This window comes from Mesorhizobium sp. NZP2077 (assembly GCF_013170805.1).
Taxonomy (GTDB): Bacteria; Pseudomonadota; Alphaproteobacteria; order Rhizobiales; family Rhizobiaceae; genus Mesorhizobium.
Genome location: NZ_CP051293.1, coordinates 1,602,036 through 1,621,406, shown reverse-complemented (window position 1 = coordinate 1,621,406; position 19,371 = coordinate 1,602,036). Strand labels below are relative to the sequence as shown.

17 protein-coding genes are annotated in these 19,371 nt (G+C 63.4%); 10 read left to right on the top strand and 7 right to left on the bottom strand.

Annotated elements, in window-relative coordinates:
• The first annotated feature begins 20 nt into the window (after window positions 1-20).
• The 6 genes from HGP13_RS08020 (at window position 21) to HGP13_RS07995 (ending at window position 4,651) form a co-directional block, all read left to right on the top strand.
• Window positions 21-212 (top strand): twin transmembrane helix small protein, encoded by a 192-nt coding sequence (locus HGP13_RS08020; protein ID WP_027031242.1) that lies wholly within the window; start codon window positions 21-23, stop codon window positions 210-212.
• Window positions 213-237: 25 nt separating this feature from the next.
• Entirely contained in the window at window positions 238-819 is a 582-nt protein-coding gene (locus tag HGP13_RS08015) for a cob(I)yrinic acid a,c-diamide adenosyltransferase (protein ID WP_172223662.1), read from the top strand.
• A 33-nt stretch (window positions 820-852) separates the two neighbouring features.
• Window positions 853-1,653, top strand: coding sequence for a rhomboid family intramembrane serine protease (locus HGP13_RS08010; protein ID WP_172223659.1), 801 nt, complete (start codon window positions 853-855; stop codon window positions 1,651-1,653).
• Between the two features lie 211 nt (window positions 1,654-1,864).
• On the top strand, window positions 1,865-2,614 hold the full coding sequence (locus tag HGP13_RS08005; RefSeq protein ID WP_172223657.1) for an electron transfer flavoprotein subunit beta/FixA family protein: 750 nt from the start codon (window positions 1,865-1,867) through the stop codon (window positions 2,612-2,614).
• Window positions 2,615-2,634: 20 nt separating this feature from the next.
• Window positions 2,635-3,564, top strand: a complete 930-nt coding sequence (locus HGP13_RS08000) for an electron transfer flavoprotein subunit alpha/FixB family protein (RefSeq protein WP_172223654.1) — start codon at window positions 2,635-2,637, stop codon at window positions 3,562-3,564.
• A gap of 208 nt (window positions 3,565-3,772) precedes the next feature.
• Complete coding sequence (locus HGP13_RS07995; RefSeq protein WP_172223650.1) at window positions 3,773-4,651, top strand: 3-hydroxybutyryl-CoA dehydrogenase; 879 nt, start codon at window positions 3,773-3,775, stop codon at window positions 4,649-4,651.
• A gap of 9 nt (window positions 4,652-4,660) precedes the next feature.
• On the opposite strand, the gene HGP13_RS07990 is transcribed toward HGP13_RS07995, so the two are convergent.
• The 3 genes from HGP13_RS07990 to HGP13_RS07980 form a co-directional block, all read right to left on the bottom strand.
• A complete protein-coding gene (locus HGP13_RS07990) occupies window positions 4,661-6,580 on the bottom strand; it encodes a PAS domain S-box protein (RefSeq protein WP_246707309.1) in 1,920 nt (639 codons plus the stop codon).
• A 219-nt stretch (window positions 6,581-6,799) separates the two neighbouring features.
• A complete protein-coding gene (locus tag HGP13_RS07985) occupies window positions 6,800-7,438 on the bottom strand; it encodes an NrsF family protein (RefSeq protein WP_172223647.1) in 639 nt (212 codons plus the stop codon).
• A 1-nt stretch (window position 7,439) separates the two neighbouring features.
• A complete protein-coding gene (locus HGP13_RS07980) occupies window positions 7,440-7,991 on the bottom strand; it encodes a sigma-70 family RNA polymerase sigma factor (RefSeq protein WP_019861390.1) in 552 nt (183 codons plus the stop codon).
• A 282-nt stretch (window positions 7,992-8,273) separates the two neighbouring features.
• Here HGP13_RS07980 and HGP13_RS07975 point away from each other — a divergent pair, with 282 nt between their 5' ends.
• The 3 genes from HGP13_RS07975 (at window position 8,274) to HGP13_RS07965 (ending at window position 12,111) form a co-directional block, all read left to right on the top strand.
• On the top strand, window positions 8,274-9,281 hold the full coding sequence (locus HGP13_RS07975; protein ID WP_172223645.1) for an iron ABC transporter substrate-binding protein: 1,008 nt from the start codon (window positions 8,274-8,276) through the stop codon (window positions 9,279-9,281).
• 212 nt (window positions 9,282-9,493) lie between these two features.
• Window positions 9,494-11,032, top strand: a complete 1,539-nt coding sequence (locus HGP13_RS07970; protein WP_246707433.1) for an iron ABC transporter permease — start codon at window positions 9,494-9,496, stop codon at window positions 11,030-11,032.
• The gene (locus tag HGP13_RS07965; RefSeq protein WP_172223639.1) at window positions 11,029-12,111 is read left to right on the top strand and encodes an ABC transporter ATP-binding protein; all 1,083 of its coding nucleotides are present in this window, start codon (window positions 11,029-11,031) and stop codon (window positions 12,109-12,111) included. The genes HGP13_RS07970 and HGP13_RS07965 overlap by 4 nt, the downstream gene beginning before the upstream one ends.
• A 34-nt stretch (window positions 12,112-12,145) precedes the next feature.
• Here HGP13_RS07965 and HGP13_RS07960 read toward each other — a convergent pair whose 3' ends face one another.
• The 4 genes from HGP13_RS07960 to HGP13_RS07945 form a co-directional block, all read right to left on the bottom strand.
• On the bottom strand, window positions 12,146-13,246 hold the full coding sequence (locus HGP13_RS07960; protein ID WP_172223635.1) for a sn-glycerol-3-phosphate import ATP-binding protein UgpC: 1,101 nt from the start codon (window positions 13,244-13,246) through the stop codon (window positions 12,146-12,148).
• 13 nt (window positions 13,247-13,259) lie between these two features.
• The gene (locus HGP13_RS07955) at window positions 13,260-14,174 is read right to left on the bottom strand and encodes an ABC transporter permease subunit (protein WP_172223632.1); all 915 of its coding nucleotides are present in this window, start codon (window positions 14,172-14,174) and stop codon (window positions 13,260-13,262) included.
• 7 nt (window positions 14,175-14,181) lie between these two features.
• Window positions 14,182-15,066, bottom strand: a complete 885-nt coding sequence (locus HGP13_RS07950; RefSeq protein WP_172223629.1) for an ABC transporter permease subunit — start codon at window positions 15,064-15,066, stop codon at window positions 14,182-14,184.
• A gap of 111 nt (window positions 15,067-15,177) precedes the next feature.
• Window positions 15,178-16,530 (bottom strand): extracellular solute-binding protein, encoded by a 1,353-nt coding sequence (locus HGP13_RS07945; protein WP_172223627.1) that lies wholly within the window; start codon window positions 16,528-16,530, stop codon window positions 15,178-15,180.
• 360 nt (window positions 16,531-16,890) lie between these two features.
• Between HGP13_RS07945 and HGP13_RS07940 the strand changes: the two genes are divergently transcribed.
• Window positions 16,891-19,341 carry an EAL domain-containing protein gene (locus HGP13_RS07940; RefSeq protein WP_172223624.1) on the top strand — a complete coding sequence of 817 codons (2,451 nt, stop codon included), beginning with the start codon at window positions 16,891-16,893 and terminating at the stop codon, window positions 19,339-19,341.
• The last annotated feature ends 30 nt before the right edge of the window (window positions 19,342-19,371 follow it).

Sequence of the window (19,371 nt, the reverse complement as noted above, 5' to 3'; positions counted from 1 at the left end):
AAACAACTGGAAACGCAACAATGGCAACCGTCTTCAACATCCTCGCCATTCTGGTCATGGCCGCCGTGGTGATCGTGCTGATCCGAGGCCTCATCAACATGATGCGCGGCGGTTCCGGCGTCACCTCGAACAAGTTGATGCAGGCACGCGTCATGCTGCAGGCCGTGGCGCTGGTGCTGATTCTGCTCGCGGTATATTTCACCCGCAAGTGAGGATGGCGACCGTTCGGGAGGCGACGTGGTCAAGCTCAACAAGATCTACACCCGTACCGGCGACGATGGCACCACGGGTCTCGGCACCGGCGAGCGGCGGCTGAAATCCGACCTGCGGGTGGATGCCTACGGCACGGTCGACGAGGCCAATGCCTGTATCGGCATCGCCCGCGTCCATACGGCAACCAGCCATCCGGCGATCGACGCCATGCTTTCCCGTATCCAGAATGACCTTTTCGACCTCGGCGCCGATCTTGCGGTGCCCGACGACGGCAAGCCGCTTGGCTATGAACCGCTGCGCATCGTTTCCACGCAGACCGATCGTGTCGAAAAGGACATCGACCTGCTCAACAAGGATCTCCAACCGCTCAAATCCTTCGTGCTGAATGGCGGCACGCCGGCGGCAGCTGCCCTGCACCTTGCCCGCACGGTGGCGCGACGAGCTGAGCGGCTGATGGTGGCACTCGCCCAGGACCCGGGCGAACACGTCAACCGCGACGGGCTGAAATACATCAACCGCGTTTCGGATTTCCTGTTTGTCGCTGCCCGGGCGGTCAATGACAACGGAAATGCCGACGTGCTATGGGTTCCCGGCAAGAACCGCTGAACGGATCGACAAGCGGGAGGGGGCCAGCAACCGATGTTCATCCCGCTTTATGACACCAACAGGCTACGCCACATCCGCCTGCAATATGTGACGATCGGCCTGATCGTGGCTAACGCGCTCGTCTATTGCGCGACCGCACTCGGCGGCGAGAATTTCACCAATGCCGCCGTGCTTGGCCTCGGCTTCATCCCGTCCGTCGTTCACGACACAGCAGAGCTCGACCCCCGCTTTGTCATCATCCCCGAAAGCCTGAGCTACGTCACCTATTCCTTCCTGCATGCCGACATCTTCCACCTCGGCGGCAACATGCTGTTCCTGTGGGTGTTCGGCGACAATGTCGAGGACGCGCTCGGCCACATCCGCTACCTGATCTTCTACCTGCTCTGCGCCATCGCCGGCGCCGCCTTCCAGGGCCTCGTCGCCTGGAATTCGCAGGCGCCGCTGATCGGCGCGTCGGGCGCCATCGCCGGCGTGGTCGTCGCCTATTTGATCCTCTATCCCAGGGTGAAGGTCTGGGTTCTGGCCTTCGCCCGCATCCCGCTGCGCATTCCGGCCTTCATCCCGCTCATCCTGTGGGTGCTGTTCCAGATCGTCATGTTCGCGGCCGGTGGTGAGGACCAGATCTCCTGGGCCTGCCACATCGGCGGCATCATTGCCGGCGCCGTGCTGGTGCTTGTCCTGCGCAGCCGAGGGGTGCCGCTTTTTGCAGGCGCCGACGAGGATACCGTGGTTCCCACATCAGACCCGTCGCCGGTTGCTGCGGAAACAGCGGTTCCTGAACCGCCGGCCACCACGACGCGCTGGGGTCGAGGAAACCCCTCTGGCCCAAACTGAACCGATTGAGCCGCTTTCAGCGTATTGACGTCAAGGGTTGCCGCAACTACGGAAACGTCTCCGTCTAAGCCCAGGCGGGCCAAGACCAGAATTTCCATCCGACCAGAATTCCGTCTGGCCGGAATTCAGTCAGGAATGTCGGCTTTCGACAACTCAGAAAGGGCGCAGGCTGCTATAGCGCGCCCAACTAGCGTGAAGAGGTGACAGGCAAATGAAGATCCTTGTGCCCGTGAAGCGGGTTGTGGATGCGAACGTCAAGGTTCGCGTGAAGGCTGATGGTTCGGCGGTGGAACTCGCCAACGTCAAGATGGCGATGAACCCGTTCGACGAGATCGCGGTCGAAGAGGCGATCCGGCTGAAGGAAGCCGGCAAGGCCGAAGAGATCATCGTCGTGTCGGTCGGCCCGCAGCAGGCGCAGGAAACCCTGCGCACAGCGCTCGCCATGGGCGCCGACCGCGCCATCCTGGTCAAGACCGACGAGCAGACCGAGCCGCTCGGCGTCGCCAAGGTGCTGAAGGGCGTCGTCGACGCCGAACAGCCCGGCCTCGTCATCCTCGGCAAGCAGGCGATCGACGACGATTCCAACCAGACCGGCCAGATGCTGGCGGCACTTCTGGGTTGGGCGCAAGGCACCTTCGCTTCAAAAGTCGTGCTCGACGGCGACAAGGCCAAGGTGACGCGTGAAGTCGACGGTGGCCTGCAGACTGTGGAACTGAAGATGCCGGCGATCATCACCGCCGACCTTCGCCTCAACCAGCCGCGCTATGCCTCTTTGCCCAACATCATGAAGGCCAAGAAGAAGCAGCTCGACGAGAAATCGCCAGCCGACTACGGCGCCGACGTCAAGCCGCGCCTGAAGGTCATCAAGACCGAGGAGCCGAGCGGCCGCAAGGCGGGCGTCAAGGTCAAGAGCGTCGCCGAACTGGTCGACAAGCTCAAGAACGAAGCCGGCGTGCTCTGAGATCGGAAGGAACAGATAAAATGGCAATTCTCCTCATCGCAGAACACGACAACGCGACGCTTTCCGACCAGACCGCCAAGGCGCTTTCAGCGGCCCTGCAGATCGGCTCGGATGTCCACGTGCTGGTTGCCGGCAAGGGCGCCAAGCCGGCGGCCGACGCCGCCGCCAAGCTCAAGGGCGTGACCAAGGTGCTGCTTGCTGACGCCGACGAACTCACCGAGCGCCTCGCCGAGCCGCTGGCCGCACTCGTCGTGTCACTTGCCGGCGCTTACGACACGATCATCGCGCCGGCGACCTCGTCGGGCAAGAACGTCGCGCCGCGCGTGGCGGCCCTGCTCGATGTCGCGCAGGTGTCCGAGATCATCGAAGTGCTCTCGCCCGACACGTTCAAGCGGCCGATCTATGCCGGCAACGCCATCCAGACCGTGCAGTCGACCGACGCCAAGAAGGTCATCACCGTGCGCACCGCCTCCTTCCAGGCAGCCCCTGAGGGCGGCTCGGCCGCGGTCGAGACCGTCAAGGCGGCGGCCAATCCCGGCCTCTCCACCTTCGTCGAGAACAAGCTGTCGGACACTGACCGTCCGGAACTGACCTCGGCCAAGATCATCATTTCGGGCGGCCGTGCTCTCGGCTCCTCGGAGAAGTTCCAGGAAGTCATCCTGCCGGTCGCCGACAAGCTCGGTGCGGCGGTCGGCGCTTCGCGCGCCGCTGTCGATGCCGGCTATGCGCCGAACGACTGGCAGGTCGGTCAGACCGGCAAGGTCGTCGCTCCCGATCTCTACATCGCGGTCGGCATCTCCGGCGCCATCCAGCACCTCGCCGGCATGAAGGATTCGAAGGTCATCGTCGCTATCAATAAGGACGAGGAAGCACCGATCTTCCAGGTTGCCGACTATGGCCTCGTCGGCGATCTCTTCGTCATTCTGCCGGAGTTGCAGAAGGCGCTTTGACGCTCTCTGACAAAGCGTATTAAATACCGGGGGTGGGGTAGACGAAGTCTCCCCGCCCTTTTAGTTTGCACTGCACAAAAACCAGGCCGCAAAGGCCAGAAGCAATTCCAGCAAAAGTACGCAGCGGTTTTGCGTCCGGAATTGCGGAAAACAAAAGGTGGAGCGCTTTCGCAAATCGTGCGGAAGGGCTCAGGACGGGATCGGTGTAATGAGCAAGATCGAGACGATCGGCATCATCGGCGCGGGCCAGATGGGTGGGGGTATCGCCCATGTTTCCGCCCTATCAGGCTACAAGGTGCTGATCTACGATATATCGCCTGACCGCATCGAGAAGGGCATCGCCACCATCAGCGGCAACATGGCCCGTCAGGTGGGCTCCGGCAAGCTTGACGAGAAGCTGCGCAACCAGGCTATGGCACGCATTTCGTCCGCACCGGCGATGGCAGATCTCGCCGGCGCCGATCTGGTGATCGAGGCGGCGACAGAGGACGAGACGGTCAAGCGCAAGATCTACGCCCAGCTCTGTCCGCAGCTCAATCCCGAAGCCATCCTGGCGACCAACACCTCGTCGATCTCGATCACGCGGCTTGCCGCGCAGACCGACCGGCCGGAGCGCTTCATCGGCATACATTTCATGAACCCGGTGCCGCTGATGAAGCTGGTCGAGCTGGTGCGCGGCATCGCCACCGAGGACCAGACCTTCGAGGCGGCCAAGACCTATGTGAAGCAGCTCGACAAGACGATCACAGTCTCGGAGGATTTCCCGGCCTTCATCGTCAACCGCATCCTGCTGCCGATGATCAACGAGGCGATCTACACGCTTTATGAGGGCGTCGGCTCGGTCGATGCCATCGACACCGCCATGCGGCTTGGCGCCAACCATCCCATGGGGCCGCTGCAGCTTGCCGATTTCATCGGTCTCGACACCTGCCTGTCGATCATGCAGGTGCTGCATGACGGCCTGTCGGATTCGAAGTACCGCCCCTGCCCGCTGCTGGTGAAATATGTCGAAGCCGGCTGGCTCGGCCGCAAGACCGGGCGCGGCTTCTACGACTATCGCGGCGAGCATCCCGTCCCGACGCGCTGACGCGTCGGCTCACGACGCTGCGGCAAGCGGCGCGGGCAGTTCTGACCTGTTGTCGGTGATCCTGTCATCCGAGGCCACCGAAACGCACCCGCGGCCGGCGGCCTTGGCCACATAGCAGGCGGCGTCAGCCTTTGCGATGATCTCATCGACATCGCCGCAATTGGCGCAGATCGCCGCCAGCCCGATGCTGGCACCGATCGCGTGCGGCCGGCCGGCCCAGGTGAAGTTGAGGCCGGCTATCGCATCGATGATGGAGCGCGCCGCGATCCTGGCGCCGGCCGTCGAACCCGATTTCAGGATGACCGCGAATTCGTCGCCACCCAGGCGCGCGACAATGTCCTCGGGCCCAAGCACGTCGCGCACGGCCTCGGCGACCCGCTTTAGCAAGGCGTCTCCGGCGGCGTGACCACCGGTGTCGTTGACCAGTTTGAAATGATCGAGGTCAATGAACATGAACTGATGGCCGCTCCCGGCCGTCGTGCCGTCCTTGCGCGCCTGATCGACCAATCCCTCCATGGTGCGGATGAAGCTCAAGCGATTGGCAAGGCCGGTCAGCGCATCATGCGCGGCGGCGTGAGCGAGCTGGCGCTGCAGGGCACGCGCATCGGTGAAGTCCTGGAAGACGATGACCAGGCCGCAGAATTCGTCGCGCTCGTTCATGATCGGCGACACGACCTGACGGATGCTGCAGCGTGTGTCATCTCGGCGGATCAACACGGCGCGACTGTTCTGATCGGAGGGCGCCTCCGCGCCGATCGCCGGCCGTGTCACGCCGATCCTGTGACCCGTTTCCTCGTCGACCGCCCAATAGACATGGCCGAGCGTCTTGCCGAGTGCCGCCTCGCCGGAAACACCGGTCAGCTTCTCGGCAACCGGGTTCATGAAGGTGACGCGGCTCGCCGCATCGGTACAGATGACGGCATCGCCGATCGACTGCAGCGTCACCCGTAGTCGCTCTTTCTCGTCGGCCAGCATTGCCGCCGACACGGTCAGACGCTCTTCGACTTCCTTGCGTCGGGTGATGTCGGTCAGGCTGCCGATGGCCCTGATCAGACGCCCGTCCCCGTCGCGCTCTATGGCCTTGCCGCGATCGAGAATCCAGATCCAGTGGCCGTCCTTGTGACGCATCCTGAACTCGGCCTCGAAAAACTCCGTCTGGCCGTCAAGGTGGGCGCGGTCCGCTTCGGCGACGGTCTCGCTGTCGTCGGGATGGATCATGGTCAGCCAGCGGTTCGTATCGCCGTCGAGTTCGCCATCCGCATAACCCAGCATCTTGACCCAGGTCGAGGAATAGGTCGTGCCGCCTTTGCGGATGTCGAAATCCCAGACGCCTTGGCCGGCGCCGGCCAGCGCGAAATTCCAGCGTGTTTCGGCTTCCGCAATGCGCGCTTCGGCCTGCTTGCGCGCGTTGATGTCTTCGATCTGCGAGACGAGATGAAGCGGTCGGCCGCTTTTCTGGTCACGAATGACGGAGCCGGCGAGATGCGCCCAAACGGGTGTGCCGTCCTTCCGCAGATAGCGCTTCTCGAGGTGAAAGGCATGGACGGTCCCGGCCTTCAGACCATCCATGGTTTCGCGCCCGATCTGCAGGTCGTCGGGATGCGTGATCTGGAAAAACGTCAGCGCCTCGATCTCCTCGCGGCTGTAGCCAAGCATTGTGGCTAAGGCCGGATTGGTTTCGAGAATGCGCCCGTCCAGCCCGACAATGGCGATGCCGATCGCCGAATCCTGCATGGCCCGGCGGAAGCGCTGCTCGCTCTGCGCGATCTGCCGCCGGTCGTCGGAGATACGAACGACAAACAGGCTGGCGAGGAAAAGAGCCCCGGCCGCAACGGCGACCGAAGCTTGAAGACAAATTTTGAGTGCCTCGGCGCCAAGGTCCAGCCTCGACAGCACGACCGAGGCCGCCGCCACGGCGAGGCCGGCCACAAGCAACGCCGGCGCAACATGTCCGCGAAATCTGATGAGTCCCGGTAATCTCACGATGCGTGCCACCCCCGTGGGCAATCGCTTTTTCCCGTTAAAACCTTGAAGGATCGATTTTAAGGAAAGGTTGCGTGAGGGGTACTGGCGATATGGGCAACCGGCAAACAATTGCCGGCATGATTAAGGATCGGTGTGCACGGGGGTGTGGTCGCAGGTATCCTGCTACCAGCGCAAGAAAAACCGCCCGCCGAGCGCGCCAAGCAAGGCAAGCGCCGCAATCGCGATCGTGTACCAGGTGGCGACGAAAAGCGGCGAATCGTCGAAACAATGCGCGGCATAGAAGGTCGCCGCCAACCCGCCGGCGAGCAGGCCCGCGACCGCACCGGCCAGCACTGGCCGCGTCGGCGCCCCGTAGCGCAGCATCCACAGGAAGATGGCCAGCGGGCCGATGCCGATCAGCGGGATGAAGCCCATGCAGATCATCATGTTGGAGCCCACCATGCGCGTGCCCCACAACGCCTCCGGCACCATGAAGAGCTCCAGCACCACCGCAACGGCCACCAGCAGCGGCGCGGCAAGCATCCCCGCCATCGCCAGACCTGTTGGGGCACCTGGCGTCGACAAAGCGCGGATAAGGGCGAAGGCGCTGATGGCCAACAAGATGGTGAAAACGAATTTCGACAGGAAGCGCATCGTGTGCGCGGCGACCATGAAGTCGGGGCGCGGGCCGATCGTCAGCAGGAAAACGACCGCCGCGACGACAATGGCCGCACCGGCAGCCAGCCACCAGGCCGAACGCAATGGCATCGCCTTGCTGCCTGCATCGGCGTCCAGCGCCTTGATGAGATCCTCGGTCCTCATGTCATTCCCGCCCGAATCGCCCCTGCCCAAATCGCTTGGCTATGGCGGCAAGTCCGCGATGCAGCGACACACGCACCGCCGTCTCGCTGATGCCGAACTTCGCTGCCGTCTCGCCGATCGAGCGGCCTTCCACGGATACCGCCGAAACCACGGAACGCTGGGCCGGCGGCAGCCCGTCCAGCGCCCGGTTGATGTCGCGCTCGCTGACGGTTTCGGTCTCCGGCTCGGCAAAGGTCTCGGCTATATCGTCGACATCGATCTCGATGCGTCGACCGCGCCGCCGGAACGCATCGATCAGCTTGAAGCGGGCGATCGCATAGATCCAAGGCAGCACCGGCGCGTCCTGGCGCCAGGTATGCCGTTTCACATGAATGGCCAGCAAGGTTTCCTGCACGACATCCTCGGGATCGACCCCGCCCTGCACGATCTTGCGCCGGACAAAACCACGCACCAGCGCGGCAATCCGGTGAAGAAAGTCGGCGTAGGCCTTTTCGTCTCCCGCGATCGCGGCCCGCAACAGCCGGGAAAGTTCGGCCTCGTCCTTGCCGCTCACAAGAGTTCACTCCCCCGATTTCGTGCCTCGGCACTGATTTGTTACGTGGCCGGCGAAATAATGTCCAAGCCAAACTACGGGCAAATCACGAAAGTTTGCGGGTCCCGAAGGCACAGCCGCGTACCGGGTCCACCTTACAGACCTTGCCATCACATGGAATTGTCCGCTTTGCGTCGACCTTTGCGCCTCAGCGACCGATTGAAGCAGCCGCCAATGTTGACTATGTCTGTCAGGTATCGATAGGTGCAGCGTGCAAAGACCAACGACATCGAGGATGACGCTATGAAATTCACCCTTTCCGCCCTTGCTGGTGCCACCGCACTTGCAATCAGCCTGGCCGCGGTTCCTGCGATGGCCGAGGATGCCGGCATCATCGTCTACAACGCCCAGCACGAAAGCCTGGCCAAGGAATGGGCCGAAGGGTTCACCAAGGAGACCGGCATCAAGGTCACGCTGCGCAATGGCGGCGACAGCGACTTCTCCAACCAGATCGTCGCCGAAGGGACCGCCTCGCCCGCCGACGTGTTCCTGACCGAGAACTCGCCCGCCATGGTGCTGGTCGAGAATGCCGGCCTGTTCGCGCCCGTCGATGCCGACACCCTTGCTCAGGTGCCGCAGGACTATCAGGCCGCCAGTGGCAAATGGGTGGGTGTGGCCGCGCGCAGCACCGTCTTTGCCTACAACACGACCAAGCTCAAGGCCGACCAGTTGCCCAAGTCGCTGCTTGATCTTGCCGATCCGAGCTGGAAGGGCCGCTGGGCCGCTTCGCCGTCGGGCGCTGATTTTCAGGCCATCGTCAGCGCGCTGCTGCAGCTCAAGGGTGAGGCCGCCACGGCGGACTGGTTGAAGGCGATGAAGGGGAACTTCACCGCCTACAAGGGCAACAGCACGGTGATGAAGGCGGTCAACGCCGGCGAGATCGAAGGCGGCGTGATCTACCATTATTACTACTTCGGCGATCAGGCCAAGACCGGCGAGAACAGCAAGAACGTCGCGCTGCACTATTTCAAGAACCAGGATCCGGGCGCTTTCGTCTCGGTCTCCGGTGGCGGTGTGCTCGCCTCGAGCAAGCATCCGAAGGAAGCCCAGGCCTTCCTGAAATGGGTGACCGGCAAGGGCGGCCAGGATGTGCTGAAGAACGGGACCTCCTTCGAATACGCGGTCGGCAAGGGTGCCGAGTCCAATCCGAAGCTGGTGCAGCTGGTTGATCTGCAGGCGCCGAAGGTCGACGCCACAAAGCTGAACTCCAAGAAGGTCACCGACCTGATGACCGCAGCCGGCTTGCTTTAGTTGCCGTTCGTCCTGATAAGGACGTCAGACCGTGCTCCCGCGGGACCTTGCCTTCCGCGGGAGCGCTTATTTTCGAGATGGCCTTCGTCGATGACGACACGCTGCGTTCCTGACCGCCGACCGTGGTCCCTTGATTGCCGGCACCCCGCCGCAACCGTGGGGCGTCCGAGCTGATGCAGCCCACGCTCGATCTCGCGCGCTCGGACCTGCCGATGAAGATGCGTCGAAGGCGGCGGCGGGCCGCACCCTGGCTTGTCACTGCCGCTGTGCTCGTCTCGCTGCTCGCCCTTGTGCCGCTCGCCTTCATCATCTGGATCGCGGTGCAGACAGGCTGGGAGACCGTTTCGGCGCTGGTCTTCCGGCCGCGCGTCGGCGAGCTGCTGGTCAATACGACGCTGCTGGTGCTGCTGGCCGTGCCGATCGCCATCGTGCTGTCTGTTGCGCTGGCCTGGCTGACCGAGCGCAGCGACCTGCCTGGCGCCAGGCTGTGGGCGTGGCTGTGCGTGGCGCCGCTCGCTATTCCCGCTTTCGTCCACTCCTATGCCTGGATCACCATGGTGCCCGGGCTGCACGGCCTGTGGGCCGGCGTGCTGGTGTCCGTGATCGCCTATTTCCCCTTCCTCTATCTGCCCATATCGGCGGCGCTGCGTCGCCTCGACCCGGCGCTGGAGGATGCCGCCGCCGCCCTTGGCCTTGGACCCTGGCGCGTCTTCTGGCGTGTCGTGGTGCCGCAGCTCAGGCTCGCCATCTGCGGCGGCTCGCTGCTGGTCGGACTGCATCTGCTGGCCGAATACGGCCTCTACGTCTTCATCCGCTTCGACACCTTCACCACGGCGATCGTCGACCAGTTCCAGTCGACCTTCAACGGACCGGCCGCCAACATGCTGGCCGGCGTCCTGGTGACCTGCTGCTTCGTGCTTCTGGGCCTCGAAGTGCTGGTGCGCGGCGAGGAGCGTTATGCCCGTGTCGGCTCCGGCGCGGCGCGCTACCAGCAACGCACCCGCCTCGGCCGTGCCACCATACCGAGCCTGCTCTTGCTTGTCGTCACCACACTGCTGGCGCTTGGCGTGCCGTTCGTCACCATCGGCCGCTGGCTCGTCGCCGGTGGCGCCGACGTCTGGCGTCTCGACGAGATTGGCCTGGCGCTCGGCCAGACGCTGTTCCTGGCGCTTGCCGGCGCCTTGCTTGCCACCGCCGCCGCCATGCCGATGGCCTGGATCTCGATCCGCGCGCCGGGGCCGTTGCAGCGCGTCCTGGAGGGTTGCAACTACATCGTCGGCTCGCTACCGGGTGTCGTCATCGCGCTGGCGCTGGTCACCATCACCGTGCGCATCGCCCTGCCCCTCTATCAGACGCTGTTCACAATCCTGGTCGCCTATGCACTCATGTTCCTGCCGCGTGCCCTGGTCAGCCTGCGCGCCTCGATCGCCCAGGCGCCGGTCGAACTCGAGCGCGCCGCGTCCAGCCTCGGCCGGCGTCCGCTCAACGCGCTGTGGTCGACGACCATCCGTCTGTCGGCGCCCGGTGCCGCGGCCGGCATGGCGCTGGTGGCGCTCGGCATCATGAACGAGCTGACCGCGACACAGATGCTGGCGCCGAACGGCACCCGCACACTGGCGATGGCGTTCTGGTCCTACAGCGGCGAGATCGATTATGCCTCGGCCGCCCCTTACGCCTTCATCATGGTGGCGATGTCGCTGCCCCTGACCTGGCTGCTCTATGTCCAGTCGAAACGGATGGCCGGACGATGAGCTTTCTCGAAATCAGCGCTCTCACCAAGCATTACGGCCCGGTCGCAGCCCTTGCCGGCGTCGACCTCAGTGTCGCCAGCGGCAGCCGGACCGCAATCGTCGGACCCTCCGGCTGCGGCAAGACCACCTTGCTGCGGCTGATCGCCGGCTTCGAGGCCCCGGACCAGGGCCGCATCGTGCTCGACGGCGAGGTCCTGGCCAAGGACGGCGTCGCTGTCCCGGCACATCGCCGCGGCATCGGCGTGGTGGCGCAGGACGGCGCCCTGTTCCCGCATCTGACCATATCGGACAATATCGGTTTCGGCATGGACCGGAGCGAGGATAAGCGTGCCGAGCGCATCGTCGAACTCGCCTATATCGTCGGGCTGGACAAGGCGGTCCTCAAGCGCCGCCCGCACGAACTCTCCGGCGGCCAGCAGCAGCGCGTGGCGCTCGCCCGCGCCATGGCGATGAAGCCGCGGCTGATGCTGCTCGACGAGCCGTTCTCGGCCCTGGACACTGGCCTGCGCGCCTCGATGCGCAAGGCGGTCGCCGAACTGCTGGAGGCGGCCGGCATCACCACCATCCTGGTGACGCACGACCAGGCCGAGGCGCTGTCCTTCGCTGCCCAGGTGGCGGTGATGCGCGACGGCAAGTTCTCGCAGGTCGGCACCCCGCGCGATCTCTACCTCAAGCCGAAAGACAGGATGATCGCCGAGTTCCTCGGCGACGCCATCATCCTGCCGGCGAAGATAGCGGGTGGTTTCGCCAACTCGCCGCTCGGCCGCATCGCCGTCGATACCAATGACAGCCGCGATATCGCCCGCATCATGCTGCGGCCGGAGCAGATTGCCCTCAAGAGAACATCGCGCGAAGGCATGTCGGGCACCACTGACATGTTGTTCGGCCAAGTGACGGAATCGGAATTCGCCGGCTCGACATGCACGATCGCGGTGAGGCTCTTGAACAATGCCGATCCGCCGGATGCCGCCGCGATCGGCAACACACCGCTGATCCTGCGCAAATCCGGCATGGACGCGCCGGCGGTCGGTGAGATCGTGCGGCTCACCGTGTCGGGAAAGGCGCATGTGTTCGCCTGAGCGGCCAACAGCTCGGCGCGCGGTGGCTTGAAAATCAGAGCGCCGGCTCGGGAACGGACGCCTTGAAGACATCGAGGCGGCTTCCCGTCTCCGACGAGAAGAAATGCATGTCCTCCGGCGAGATCTTCAGGCCGACCGTACTGCCGGGCTCTGGGTGGATGGCCTCGGACGTCATCACCGAAAACGGCGCGCCGTCGAGATCGACATAGATGACCCGCCCCGCACCCAGTTCCTCGACCAGGTCGACGGTGGCGTCGATCGCGCCTGTCGTGCCGGGCGCCGCCAGCCGGACGGCTTCCGGCCGGATGCCCATCGCGACCTTCGTGCCGACCGGCAGGCCGGTGCGTGTCATCGCCAGCCGCCGGCTGCCGCCGAGCAGCGACAGCCCGTCGAGATCGACCGTGCCTTCGAGAATGTTCATCGCCGGTGCACCGACGAAGGTGGCAACAAAGCGGCTGGCCGGCCGGGTGTAGATCTCACCTGGCGTGCCGACCTGCTCGACCTTTCCGCCGTTCATGATCACCAGCCGGTCGGCCAGCGTCATCGCCTCGACCTGGTCGTGGGTGACGAAGACGGAGGTGGCGTTCAGCCGGCGATGCAGCTTACGGATTTCCGAGCGCATCTGGACGCGCAGCTTGGCGTCGAGATTGGACAGCGGCTCGTCGAACAGGAACACTTTCGGCTCGCGGATCATCGCCCGGCCCATGGCGACGCGTTGCCTCTGGCCGCCGGAAAGCGCCATCGGCTTGCGGTCGAGCAGATGTTCGAGTTCGAGCGTGCGGGCGACCGACTGGATGCGCTGTGTGCGTTCAGCGGCGGGAACACCGGCGACCTTGAGCGAATAGCCTATGTTCTGCCCCACGCTCATATGCGGATAGAGCGCGTAGTTCTGGAACACCATGGCGCATCCGCGCTCGCGTGGTTCCAGCTTGTTGACGACGATGCCGTCGATCGAGATCGTGCCGCCGGAAATGTCTTCCAGCCCGGCGATCATGCGCAGCAGCGTGGACTTGCCGCAGCCGGACGGCCCCAGGATGACGACGAATTCCCCCGAGGCGAAGTCGAGGTCGACGCCGTGCACGACCTGCGTCTTAGCGTAATTCTTCTTGACGCCGCGAATGGTGATGGAGGCCATTTTTTGTCTCCTGTTATTTCTCGGTGGCGATCAGGCCACGCACGATCCAGCGTTGCATGAGCACCACGACAAGCAGCGGCGGCAGCATCACGATTAGCGTGCCGGCCATGGCAATGTGCCATTCCGGAGTGCCGCCGACATTAGGGATCAGCTGTTTGAGTTCGGTCACCGCCATCGCATGCGACTGGTCAGTGGTAATGAGCAGGGGCCACAGATACTGATTCCAGGCCCACAGGAACATGATGGTTCCGAGCGCGGCCATGTTGTTGCGCGACAGCGGCAAAAGCACGTCGATGAAGAAACGCAGCGGTCCTGCACCATCCATACGCGACGCCTCGGTGAGCTCATCCGGCACCGTCAGGAAGAACTGCCGGTACAGGAACGTCCCGGTGGCGGTGGCGACCAGCGGCAGTATCAGGCCGGGGTAGGAATTGAGCAGCCCGAGGCTGAGCGAGACCTGCACGCCTGACACCTTCTCGATCAGCCAGCTCAAGCCAGTCACGTCGAGGATGGTCTGATAGGGCGACAGCACGTTGGCGACGACCGCGTAGGTCGGCACGATGCGAACTTCCAGCGGCAGCATCAGGGTGACGAAGATCAGCCAGAAGATGAACATCCGGCCGGGAAAGCGGAAATAGACGATCGAGAAGGCGGTGAGCGCCGAAATGATCACTTTGCCCGCCGCCACGCCGCCGGCGACGATGAAGCTGTTGAGCAGCTTGGGGCCGAGATCGGCCGTCACCCACGCCGTCTTGATGTTGACCCAGAAGTCGCTGCCCGGCAGCAGCGACATCGGCACATCGTTGACATCCCGCAGGTTGTGCGACGCCGCAATCACCACGACCACGAACGGCGCGATGCAGAAGACGAAGCCGACGAACAGGATCAGATGCGTGAAGAAATTGAGGAATGGGGTGCGCTCTACCATGTCATCCTCACCCGTAATGCACCCGCCGCTCGATGAAGCGGAACTGGAAGATGGTGAGCACGATAATGAGCATCATCAGGATGATGCTCTGCGCAGCGGCACCCGAATAATCCAAACCTTTAAAGCCGTCGGAATAAATCTTGTAGACCATCAGATTGGTCGAGTTCGCCGGGCCGCCTGATGTCATGATGTCGACGATGCCGAAGGAATCCTGGAAGCTTTCGGTGATGTTGATGACCAAAAGGAAGAAGATCGTTGGCGTGATCAGCGGGAACTGGATGTCCCAGAAACGCCTGATGACGCCCGAACCATCCATTGCGGCGGCCTCGATCAGCGAGCGGGGTATGGCCTGGAACGCGGCCATGAAGAAAATGAAGTTGTAGCCGACATACTTCCACGAGAAGGCGACGATGATCGACGCCATGGCATCCGCGCCATCGAGACCCGGATCCCAGATCCCCGGCCACATCCGGTTGATGACGGAAAGGAACCCCGCCTCCGGCGCCAGAATGAAGCGGAACGCCAGCGCCAGCGCCGGTGCGGCGATGCCGTAGGGCCAGATCAGCACCACGCGATAGAGGCGCGAGCCGGCGAGCTGCCGATCGGTCAAGGCGGCGAGCACGAGCGCGATGAACATCGCAAGCCCCGTGCTGATGCCGGCAAAGACGAGGCTGGCCGTAATCGAGTTCCAGTAGTCGGCGTTGGCCAGGATCGAGCGGAAATTGTCGAGCCCGACCCAGATGTTGCCGCCGCCCCAGGGCTGCTGCAGCGTCAGCGACCAGTATACCGCCTGGCCGGCCGGCCAGTAGAAGAACGTGAAGATCAGGAGGAGTTGCGGCACCGCGAAAAGGATGCCGATCGTCCAACTGCTGAAAGTGACGCGTTTTTCCATCGGTCCACCGATGCCGCTGAGCGGCCAGTCACGTTTGCATTAAATACGCGAAACAACCGCCCGTCGACTCGAAGCACGGGAGTCGACGGGCGGCCCGAAAATTTCCAGCGATCAGGGCAGGGTCTTGCCCGGATAGGTCTGCTGGAAGCGCTCAAGGATGGCGTCGCCATTCTTGACCAGCGTGTCGAGGCCTTCCTGGACGCTGACCTTGTTGGCGAAGATCGCCTGCATCTGCGTTCCGAACTCGGCGCGGATCTGGGTGAAGTTGCCCAGCCGGATGCCGCGAGTGATTTCGGTCGGCTCGGACGCGGTCAGGCTGGCGATCGCGGTTTCACGGCCCTTGTAGGGTGCCTTGTCGTAGAACCCCTGGCCCTTCATGTAGTCGAAGCCCGACTTGGTCACCGGGATGTAGCCGGTGTTGGTCGACCAGAACAGAGCCGTCTTGGGGTCGTGGATGAAGTTGAGGAACGCGGCCGCGCCCTTGTATTCCGCATCCGACTTGCCGGAGAGGACCCACAAAGAAGCGCCGCCGACGAGCGAATTCTTGCGCTCGGTGCCGGCATAGACCGGCAGCTCGGCGACATCCCACTTCATGCCTTCCTTCTGGGTCCTGCCGACGGTACCGTGGTCGCCGACCGAGGTCAGGATGACCTGACAGGTGCCCGAGGCGAAGGCCTGGACCATGTCCTGGCCGAGGTCCTTGGATTTGATCTTGATGAGACCGGCGTCATACCACTTCTTCAGATCGGTGACGTACTGGACGAACTTGGTCTTGTTGACTTCGAGGCGGGCGTCGAGGCCGTCATAGCCGTTGTTCTTGGTGGCTATCGGCTGGTTGTGGATGGCCGAGAACTGCTCCATCAGCTGCCAGCTTTCATTGGCCGAGATGTTGATGGCCATCGGGCACTCATAGCCGGCATCCTTCATGGCCTTGAGGTCGGCGCCGACATCTTCCCAGGTCTTTGGCGCTTCGGTCTTGCCGATCTTGGCGAAGGCATCCTTGTTCCAGTACATCAGCGCGGTCGACGAATTGAACGGGAAAGACAGCATCTCGCCCTTCGACGTGGCGTAATAGCGCGCGATACCGGGGAAATAGTCGGCGTAGTCGATCTTGTAGCCGTTTTCTTCCATCAGCTTGTCGGCGGGCTTGTAGGCGCCCGACAGCATCATGGTGGCGGTGCCGACGTCATAGACCTGGACGATGGCGGGCTGCTTGCCGGCGCGGAAGGCCGCAATGGTATTCTGCAGCGTAGCGTCGTAGTTGCCCTGGCTGGTGCAGACGACTTCATAGTCGGTCTGTGAGGCGTTGAAGTTCTTGCACATCGTGTCGACGACACGGGCGAGGTCGCCCGAAAGGCCGAACCAGAAATCGAATTTTACCGGTTCCGCAAAGGCAGGCATCGCCAGCGCGGTGCTGAGCGCACCAGCGGCGAGGGCAACGAAGCCCCGCTTGATCATAGTCATGGTTTTTCCCTCTTGAGTGGCTGGTGACAAGTGTCTTGCGCAAATCCTTGCCGGCTCTCTTAGAGAAGGTATGTGACAGTTCTGTTGTGGCTCTCCGGCCTTTGCACAGCTGCTCGCCCCTCTCCCTCGGCGGCTTGGCCGGCATCAAACGGCACACCGGCGTCTGAGATAGCTAGAGCGACTGCCGGGGACGTAAAGACATGATTATCCCGCTACGGGACGTTGAAATGCTCTGCGGCAACTGATGGACGCGCGCTGAGGAAGCACGCTCTGGTTGCAGGAAGCCTTATCGATCCTTCAACAGCCAAGCAGTAATCAGTCATATTTCCTTTTTATTTCCAATGGGCTTGGGGAAACAGGATGTTGACGGTCTACAATTGTATCGTGAACCAGCACGATCTGAGACTGGTCGCACTCGCCGCGCTGATCTGCGGAATTTCCTGTTTCTCTGCTGTCAGCCTGCTTCATCACATCAGCCGCTCGACAGACCGGAACCGGCTTGCCTGGCTGATGATTGCGGCCACCTCGACCGGCTTCGGCATCTGGGCAACGCATTTCATCGCCATGCTTGCGTTCACACCGGGCATACCCAGTGCCTACGATCCGTGGCTCTCCGTGCTCTCGCTCGCCGCCTCGGTCACGCTGACGGCGGCCGGCATGTGGATCGCCACCTTGCGCGACGAGTTCGACTATCATCTCGTCGGCGGCGCCGTTCTGGGCGGCGGCATCGCGGCCATGCACTACATCGGCATGGCGGCATTCGAGGTCCAGGGCCGCATCGAATGGAACCTGTTGATGGTCGCCGCTTCCCTGCTGGCCGGCGTGACACTCGGGGCGCTGGCGCTGCGTGTCGTGCTGCGCCGCCCCTCCCGGGTGGCGACGTCCGTCGGCGCGGTGCTACTGACGCTGGCGATCTGCACCTTGCATTTCATCGGCATGGGTGCCGTCTCGATCTTTCCCGATTCCTCGATCGTCATATCCGAATACACGATCGAGCCGACCTCGCAGGCTTTCGCGGCCGCGGCCGCCACGCTGGTGATCCTGGTGCTGTCGGCATCGGCGCTGTGGATCGATTTGCGCTTCCGTCGCCAGAAGCTCGAGGTCGATCGCATGCACGGCCTGGCCAATGCCGCCGTGGAGGGCCTGATCGTCTGCGACGGCAATCGCATCGTCAGCGCCAATGACAGCATGGGCATGCTGACCGGCACGCTGGCAGCAGCGCTGAACGGCATGGAACTCGGCGAGCTCTTCGACGGACACACCGCAACAGACGCGGCCAGCCTGGAAGGCCAGCCACGGGAGGCGGAGTTGAGGAACCGCGACGGAACGCGAATTCCCGTCGAGCTGATCGCCCGAAGCATCGACTATTGCGGCAAGCCCCACAACGTCATCGCCGTCCGCGACATCCGTGAACGCAAGAAGGCGGAGCAGGAGATCCTCCGCCTCGCCCATTTCGACCCGCTGACAGGACTTGCCAACCGCCGCTCCTTTTCCAGCCGTCTCGACATGGAAATCGCATCCATGAAACGGACCGCCAATGCCGACAAGGGCGTGAAAGGCCGGCATCTTGCGCTCCTGTTGTTCGACCTCGACCGCTTCAAGGAGGTGAACGACCTTTACGGACATGGCGCCGGCGATGCGATGCTGCAGAAAGTGGCAAGCTGCGCAGCCGGCGTTCTGCGCCACGGACAGATGCTTGCCCGCCTCGGCGGCGACGAGTTCGCCATCATCGCTCCCAACCTGCCCGACCCGCAGGCGGCGGGCCGCATCGCAGGCTCACTGCTCGCCGCCATGCGCGAGGAGAACCGGGCCGCGGTTGGCGGCGGGCTGGTCTCGGCCAGCATCGGCATCGCGATCTATCCGCTCGATGCCGAAGACCAGACCAGCCTGATCAGCCATGCCGACACGGCACTCTACCGCGCCAAGATCGAAGGCCGGGACACTTTCCGCTATTTCGAGGCGTCGATGGGCGCCGAGGCCCGCGACAAGCGCGTGATGGAGCACGAATTGCGCCAGGCCGTCGTGCGTGGCGAATTCTACCTCGTCTACCAGCCGCAGAAGGAGATCAGTAGCGGCAGGATGGTTGGCTTCGAAGCCCTGATCCGCTGGCGCCATCCCGAGCGCGGTGATGTTTCGCCGGCAATATTCATCCCGGTGGCCGAGGACAGCGGCGCCATCGGCCAGATCGGCGACTGGGTGCTCGACGCGGCCTGCGCGGAAGCCGCCCGCTGGGAAAATCCGCTGACGGTCGCCGTCAACGTCTCCGCAGTCCAGCTTCACAATCACAATTTCAGCCGCAAGGTGCACGAGACGCTGCTGAGGACAGGGCTTGCCCCGACAAGACTGGAACTCGAGATCACCGAAACTGCGCTGGTGAAGGACATGCCGCGCGCGCTGGCAAGCCTGCGGCAGGTCAAGGCGCTGGGCGTGCGCGTCGCCATGGACGATTTCGGAACCGGCTATTCCTCTCTCTCCAACCTGCGCGCTTTCCCCTTCGACAAGATCAAGATCGACTCCTCCTTCATCAAGGCGGTCGATACCAACGGCCAGGTGGCGGCAATCGTGCGAGCCGTGCTGGGGTTGGGGCGCGGCCTTGGCCTGCCGGTTCTTGCCGAAGGCGTCGAGACGCTTGGCGAGCTGAAGTTCCTGGATGCGGAAGCCTGTGAGATCGGCCAGGGCTACTATCTCGGCAAACCGGCGCCGATCGAGGCGTTCGACGACCTGACCGGCCACGGCAAGCGCGCTCCGGTGCGCGCCGACCGCCAGGATGGCAGTCTCGTATTGCTCAAGCCAAGCGTGCGCTCGGCCTAAAGCAATTCCAGGAAAAGTGTGAACGGTTTC

What these genes read in the sequence shown, in the direction of transcription:
- HGP13_RS08020 (WP_027031242.1), top strand. Translation starts at nt 21, where the DNA reads ATGGCAACCGTCTTCAACATCCTCGCCATTCTGGTCATGGCCGCCGTG.
- HGP13_RS08010 (WP_172223659.1), top strand. Translation starts at nt 853, where the DNA reads ATGTTCATCCCGCTTTATGACACCAACAGGCTACGCCACATCCGCCTG.
- HGP13_RS08005 (WP_172223657.1), top strand. Translation starts at nt 1,865, where the DNA reads ATGAAGATCCTTGTGCCCGTGAAGCGGGTTGTGGATGCGAACGTCAAG.
- HGP13_RS08000 (WP_172223654.1), top strand. Translation starts at nt 2,635, where the DNA reads ATGGCAATTCTCCTCATCGCAGAACACGACAACGCGACGCTTTCCGAC.
- HGP13_RS07995 (WP_172223650.1), top strand. Translation starts at nt 3,773, where the DNA reads ATGAGCAAGATCGAGACGATCGGCATCATCGGCGCGGGCCAGATGGGT.
- HGP13_RS07985 (WP_172223647.1), bottom strand. Translation starts at nt 7,438, where the DNA reads ATGAGGACCGAGGATCTCATCAAGGCGCTGGACGCCGATGCAGGCAGC.
- HGP13_RS07975 (WP_172223645.1), top strand. Translation starts at nt 8,274, where the DNA reads ATGAAATTCACCCTTTCCGCCCTTGCTGGTGCCACCGCACTTGCAATC.
- HGP13_RS07970 (WP_246707433.1), top strand. Translation starts at nt 9,494, where the DNA reads ATGAAGATGCGTCGAAGGCGGCGGCGGGCCGCACCCTGGCTTGTCACT.
- HGP13_RS07965 (WP_172223639.1), top strand. Translation starts at nt 11,029, where the DNA reads ATGAGCTTTCTCGAAATCAGCGCTCTCACCAAGCATTACGGCCCGGTC.
- HGP13_RS07960 (WP_172223635.1), bottom strand. Translation starts at nt 13,246, where the DNA reads ATGGCCTCCATCACCATTCGCGGCGTCAAGAAGAATTACGCTAAGACG.
- HGP13_RS07955 (WP_172223632.1), bottom strand. Translation starts at nt 14,174, where the DNA reads ATGGTAGAGCGCACCCCATTCCTCAATTTCTTCACGCATCTGATCCTG.
- HGP13_RS07950 (WP_172223629.1), bottom strand. Translation starts at nt 15,066, where the DNA reads ATGGAAAAACGCGTCACTTTCAGCAGTTGGACGATCGGCATCCTTTTC.
- HGP13_RS07945 (WP_172223627.1), bottom strand. Translation starts at nt 16,530, where the DNA reads ATGACTATGATCAAGCGGGGCTTCGTTGCCCTCGCCGCTGGTGCGCTC.
- HGP13_RS07940 (WP_172223624.1), top strand. Translation starts at nt 16,891, where the DNA reads ATGTTGACGGTCTACAATTGTATCGTGAACCAGCACGATCTGAGACTG.